The organism is Streptomyces sp. NPDC006265 (assembly GCF_040613555.1).
In the GTDB taxonomy this organism is placed as follows: domain Bacteria; phylum Actinomycetota; class Actinomycetes; order Streptomycetales; family Streptomycetaceae; genus Streptomyces.
In genome coordinates this window covers 1-5,945 of sequence record NZ_JBEXSH010000555.1, presented here as the reverse complement: position 1 = coordinate 5,945, position 5,945 = coordinate 1, and the positions used below count along the sequence as shown (strand labels likewise).

The following is a 5,945-nucleotide window of genomic DNA, read 5'->3' as shown; positions in this document are numbered from 1 at the left end:
TGGACCCTAGACAAGTCCCATCGTTGCAGGTCAGGAGCACTCTCCGCGTTTCTGATCACCTACCGGACGCCCTGCCGCGTGAAAGCGCGAGGCTAAGGGGCAACGCCCCGGATGGGCTGCATCCGCAGGGGCACGGTCCGCATCATCACCAGGGCGGCTTCAAGTTCCCGGTAGGAGCGGGCTGTCGGTGATGCCCCAGATCCAGACAGCGTGTTCGGGCGCGTCCCGGATTGCTCGGTGGTCTTGGCGATGTTGTCCGCTCCCAGCAGCCGCAGCCTGCCGATGGCCAGGTTCCGCAAAGCGGCCATCGCCCGCGGCGCGCTGCCGGTGTGGACGGTGGAGGCATCCTCGGCGAACACCACATCTCTGACATGGTGGCTGGAATTTTCGATTCCCCAGTGCCCGCGCACATATCCGCCCAGGTCAGCAGGGCTGGCCTGGTGGGTGTCGAGGCTGGTGACGGCGTAGACCGTCTCCCGGGTCTGCCGCCTGCCGCTCTCCTGGCGGCGCCGGTGGATGCGCAAGGCCAGCCGTGCTTCCGGGAAGGCGATCCCGCCCAGGTTCGCCGCGATGGCCATGGTCTTGACCGAGCGGGACTCCCGCCGCCCGTGCCCGGTCCCGGAGACGGTGTGCGCCACGGGCACCTGCTCCCACGGCAGGGCCTTGACCTGGGCCGACGCGGTCGGCTGGTTTCCCTTGATCACCGCGATGTAGTGGGCTCTCTTCTCCTGCACCAGCCAGCGCACCTGGTCCTTGACGCTGTGCAGGGCGTCGAAGGTGACCACGGCGCCGGCCAGATCGAGCGGTTCCAGCAGCGGGCGGAAGGCGGCCGTCTCGCGGCCGGCGTGATCAATCAGGGCCTGTATTACATGGCGTGGCTGATGGCGCACAAGGACGCCTTCCGGAACCTGGTCCGCGACCGGCTCGGGGTATCGGCCGCGTCCCAGGTGCTGTGGAGCGCACCCCGGCTGATCTGTGTCGCCGGCGATTTCACCCGATGACGGCCGGCTCACCGACCCTGACGAGGACAGGTGAGATGGTCGGCTCCATCGAGGACGGCTTCGGGACGGGCTGAGCCCTGTGCGCCCGGCGCGCACCGCACCTCAGGGCCGTGATCCGCTTCACACCGGCGACCGGACAGGTCCGGGCCTTACAGGGCGTAAAGCGACCGAAGAATGGATAGGGGCTATAAGGCGAAACGCGGGGAGTGTCCGACGTGCCCGGACGCCGGGCGCAGCGGCTTCAGGAGGGGGAGCGCGCATGGACGGCCGGCCCTTGTATCTCGAACCGCGGCTGGAGCCACGGCTGAGGTCGCTCGTGGCGGCGCACGGCACGCTGCACTCGATCATCGACGCACTCGGTTCACCCCTGCACATCGTGGTGCCGGATCAGATCGCCGAGAACCTGGAGCGGTTCCGGTCGGTGTACCGGGCGCACCGTCTGTCGGGGCAGGTCTTCTACGCCCACAAGGCCAACCGGTCCAGCGCGCTGCTGCGGCGGCTCGCCGCGACGGACGCGGGCGTGGACGTCGCGTCGCTGGGCGAGTTGCAGCACGCGCTGGGTGCCGGCTTCGGCGCGGACCGGATCACGGCCACCGGGCCGAAGAACCCCGAGTTCCTGTGGCTGGCGGCACGTACGGGTGTCACGGTCGGCCTCGACGGCGTCGCCGAGCTGGACCGGCTCGCCGCCCTGGTGCGCAAGCACGCGTTCGCCCCGGTGCGGGTGCTGCTGCGGCTGTCGGGCTTCGAGACGTCGGGTGTGAAGGTGCTGAGCCGGCGCAGCCGTTTCGGTACGCCGGTACGGGAGTTGGAGCCGCTGCTGGACGCGGTCGGGCGGAACGGTGACGCGGTCGAGCCGACGGGGGTGGCTTTCCATCTGGACACGACGAGCGTCGCGGAGAAGGCGACGGCCCTCGAAGGGTGCCTGGCCGCCCTGGAGTTGTGCCGGAGCCGGGGTCTGCGGCCCCGGGCCGTGGACATCGGCGGCGGGTTCGGCGTCAGCTACCTCGCCGAGCGGGTGCAGTGGGAGGCGTACACGAGCGGGCTCACCGCTGCCGTCCTCGGCCGGCGTCCACCCCTGACGTGGGGCGGGCACGGCTACGGGCTGCGCAACGAGTCCGGCACCCTGCGCGGCACGCTGGGCCTCTACCCCGCCCACCGCTCCGTCGCCGGCGCCGCCTACCTGGACGAGCTGCTGGCCCAGCCCGCCGCCTCGCTGGGCGGACGCCCGCTGGCCGCGCTGCTGCTGGAGCACCTGTACGACCTGCACACCGAGCCCGGCCGGGCCCTGTTGGACCAGTGCGGACTCACCCTCGCGCGGGTCCTGGAGGTCCGCGGCCCGGAACCAGGTGGGGAGCTGCTGGTACGACTGGCCGCGAAGGCGGACGACATCGCCCTGGAGGACCACGGAGTGCTGATGGACCCGGTCGTCGTCCCCGGAAGCGGAGCCGGGCCGGGCGAGGGGCCCTTCGCCGTGCACCTCTTCGGCAGTCTCTGCCTGGAGACCGACCTCATCACCCGGCGCACGGTGTTCCTGCCGCGCCGCCCGGAACCCGGCGACCTGCTCGCCTTCGCCAACACCGCGGGCTACGCCATGGACTTCCACGCCACGCGCGCCCAGCACCAGCCCGCCGCCCGCAAGGTCGCCGCCTGGCAGGACGGCGACGCGTGGCGCTGGTGCCTCGACGACCAGTTCTGGCCGATCACGCCCTCGGGGGGAGTCCAGTGAGGTACGACAGCATCACGGAGGCGATAGGCAACACCCCGCTGCTGCGGATCGACCCGGCCGTGCACGGCCTGCGGAACATCGACCTGTACGCCAAGCTGGAGATGCTCAACCCGTTCGGCTCGGTCAAGGACCGGGCCGCCTGGAGCATGGCGCGGCCCCTGCTGGACGAGGCGGTCGAACAGGGCAGCCAGGTGGTCGAGTTGTCCAGCGGCAACACGGCCAAGGCCCTCGCGGTCATCGCGGGCATGCACGGCCTGGGCTTCAAGAGCGTCACCAACCGGATGCGGGTCCCGGAGATCAAGGACCTCCTGCTGCTGCTCGGCGCGGAGATCGAGGAGCTGCCGGGGCAGAGCGAGTGCCTCGACCCGACCGCCACGGACGACCCGCTGACCCTGTTCCACCGGACGCTGTCGGCCTCCGGCAGCACCTATCTGCACACCGACCAGTACTTCAACCCGCGCAACACCGAGGCCCATCTGACCGGCACCGGGCCGGAGATCGTCAAGGACCTGGACGGCCGGGTCCCGGACTGGTTCGTCGCCTGCGTGGGCACGGCCGGTTCCTCCACGGGCGTCGCCCGCGCCCTGCGCGAGGAGGACCCGTCCGTACGGGTGCTCGGGCTGGTCGCGGCCAAGTCGGACTTCATCCCCGGCATCCGCACCATCGACGAGGTGCAGGAGGTCGGCCTGTTCGACCCGGAGACGTACGACTCGATGGAGTCGGTGAGCGCCGACGAGGCGATCGAGGGCATGCTCACCCTGAACCGCCGCTGCGGCATCCTCGGCGGCCCCACCGGAGGGGCGGCCTACCACGGCGCGATCCGCCATCTGCGGGCCGTGGACGAGGAGTTGACCGAGCGCCGGACGGCGGTGTTCATCGTCTGCGACCGCGTGGAGAGCTATCTGAGCTACGTCCGGCAGCGGCGCCCCGATCTGCTGGGCCGACCGCCCCGGAAGAACTCGCCGGCCGACCTGTCCGACGCCGAGGTCGGCGCGGCGCCGTCGATCGGCGTGGCCGACGCCCGGCGCTGGATCGACACCGACCGGCCGCTCGTGGTCGACCTGCGCAGCCCGTTCGCGTTCGCGGCGCTGCACATCGACGGGTCGGTCAACATCGTCGACGAGCTGTTCGCCGAACTCCTGCGGGGCGGCCTGCCGTTCAGCGGGCGCCGACCGGTGTTGCTGGCCTGCCCGGTCGGCGAGCAGTCCGCGCGGTACGCGGCGCTGCTGACCCGGATGGGCCACCCGGACGTGCGCAGCCTGGCCGGCGGCATCATCGCCTGGCGGGACGCGGGCGCCCCCCTGGTGCGGGACTGACCGGCATGACCGCACCGATCACCCGCGAGGATCTGCGCCCGTGGCAGGAGGCGCTGCGGGCCGAGTTCCCCATCGTCACCGGGCACCCCGAGCTGGCGTATCTGGACAGCGCGGCCACGGCGCAGAAGCCGCGGGCCGTGCTGGACGCGGTGCAGACCTATCTGACCACGTCCAACGCCAACGCCGCGCGCGGCACCTACACCTGGGCCAACCGGACCACGGAGCTGGTGGAGCGCACCCGCGAGCGCGTCGCCCGGTTCCTCGGGGACTGTCGGCCGGAGCGCTCCGCCGTCCACTTCACGAGCGGCACCACCGAGGGACTGCGGACCGTCGCCCGCGACTGGCTGCCGGGGTTCCTGCGCGACGGCGACGAGATCGTCGTGCCGGACGCCGACCACCAGGCCAACATCACGCCCTGGCTGGAGGCCCGGCGGCTGCTCGCGCGGGAGGGCGTGCACGTCTCGGTGGTGCCGATGCCGTACCAGAGCGGCTCCGGGGACTACGACCACCGGGCGCTGGCCGAACGGGCGGGCCCGCGCACGCGGTTCGTCGCCACCACCCATGTGCACCACGTGTACGGCGGCGACATGAACGTGCAGCGCATCCGTGAGGCCGTCGGGCCCGACGCGGTCATCTGCCTGGACGCCGCGCAGAGCGTCGGTCATCTGCCCGTGTCGGTGGCCGAGTTGGACGTGGACTTCGTCGTGTTCTCCGGGCACAAGGCGCTGGCGCTGCCCGGTTCCGGGGCGGTGTGGGCCCGGCAGGCGCGCGGGCCCGCCTTCGTGCCCGGCGGCTGGAGCGGCACCCCGAACACCGTGGGCATCGCCTCGCTGGAAGCGGCCCTGGACTGGCTGGACGCGGCCGGCGTCGACCGGATCGAGCGCTGGACGGCCGATCTGGCGGCCCGGCTCACCGAGGGGCTGCGCCGGCTGGACGCCTACGAGATCCTCGGCTGCCCGCTCAGCCTCGCCGCCGACTCGGGGGTACAGCGGCGGCAGGGCATCGTGACCCTGCGGCACCGCGCCATCGACTCGGGCGACCTGGGATTCATCCTGTTCAGTCACGGTTTCATGGTCCGTTCCGACCATCACTGCCAGGGCGACGCGGGCGAGAAGACCGGTTCGGTGCGGGTGAGTCTGCATGTGTACAACACGGATGAGGAGATCGACCGGCTGCTGTCCGTTCTCGCCTCACTCCAGTGACATCACCCACCGGGTGTCGGCCGCCGACCAGGCGTAATGGGAACCGTTTCCACCTGTAGGCTCGGACGGGCAGGAGTCAGGTGCGAGACGGCGAGGTGGCACGACCGGATGGGGCTGAGTCTGGCGACGGCGGAGCGATGGGTGGAGCGCTGGGAGCTCCAGCAACAGCAGTACGCCGTCGACCGCGAGGAGCGGTTCACGGTGATCGCCGATGTCGTCGAGCACGTCACGGCGGGGCGCGCGGGGCCGCCCCTCGTCGTGGACCTGGGCTGCGGGCCCGGCTCCCTCGCGGCCCGGCTGATCCGGCGGCTGCCGGACGCCGAGATCGTGGCCGTGGACCGGGACCCCGTCCTGCTGGAGCTGGGCCGCACCCACCACCCGGACGCGGCCCGCTATGTGGACGCCGAGATCGGCGCGCCCGGCTGGGTGTGGGCCCTGGATCTGGACCGGCCCCTGGACGCGGCGGTCTCCACGACGGCTTTGCACTACCTCGACCGCGACACCCTGCTCGGCACCTACCGGCAGCTCGCCGCCCTGCTGCGCCCCGGGGGCGTCCTCGTCAACGGCGACCACCTCCCCCAGGGCGAGACGGGCCCGGCCGGGATCAGGCCGCCGCCTGCTCCCCCGCTGCTCGCGCCGCCGCCTCCGCCCCCGCCGAGACCCAGCTCGGAGAACGGCACGTCCCGGCTCGTGACGGCGT

The 5,945-nt window shown here is 71.9% G+C and carries 5 protein-coding genes and 1 pseudogene; 5 read left to right on the top strand and 1 reads right to left on the bottom strand.

The window, feature by feature from the left end; genetic code table 11:
* Positions 1-92: 92 nt before the first annotated feature.
* Positions 93-812, bottom strand: a complete 720-nt coding sequence (locus ABZ281_RS33640) for an ISAs1 family transposase (protein WP_356661695.1) — start codon at positions 810-812, stop codon at positions 93-95.
* Here ABZ281_RS33640 and ABZ281_RS33635 point away from each other — a divergent pair.
* The 5 genes and pseudogenes from ABZ281_RS33635 to ABZ281_RS33615 form a co-directional block, all read left to right on the top strand.
* Positions 714-998: pseudogene (locus ABZ281_RS33635) on the top strand (hypothetical protein); the annotation flags it as partial. The gene ABZ281_RS33640 and the pseudogene ABZ281_RS33635 overlap by 99 nt on opposite strands.
* A gap of 262 nt (positions 999-1,260) precedes the next feature.
* Entirely contained in the window at positions 1,261-2,727 is a 1,467-nt protein-coding gene (locus ABZ281_RS33630; RefSeq protein WP_356661693.1) for a Y4yA family PLP-dependent enzyme, read from the top strand.
* Positions 2,724-4,043 carry a pyridoxal-phosphate dependent enzyme gene (locus ABZ281_RS33625; protein WP_356661691.1) on the top strand — a complete coding sequence of 440 codons (1,320 nt, stop codon included), beginning with the start codon at positions 2,724-2,726 and terminating at the stop codon, positions 4,041-4,043. Before ABZ281_RS33630 ends, ABZ281_RS33625 begins: the two co-directional genes overlap by 4 nt.
* Positions 4,044-4,048: 5 nt before the next feature.
* Positions 4,049-5,245, top strand: coding sequence for an aminotransferase class V-fold PLP-dependent enzyme (locus ABZ281_RS33620; RefSeq protein ID WP_356661689.1), 1,197 nt, complete (start codon positions 4,049-4,051; stop codon positions 5,243-5,245).
* Between the two features lie 108 nt (positions 5,246-5,353).
* Positions 5,354-5,945: class I SAM-dependent methyltransferase (locus tag ABZ281_RS33615; protein WP_356661687.1), on the top strand; the 592-nt coding region annotated here is incomplete at its 3' end.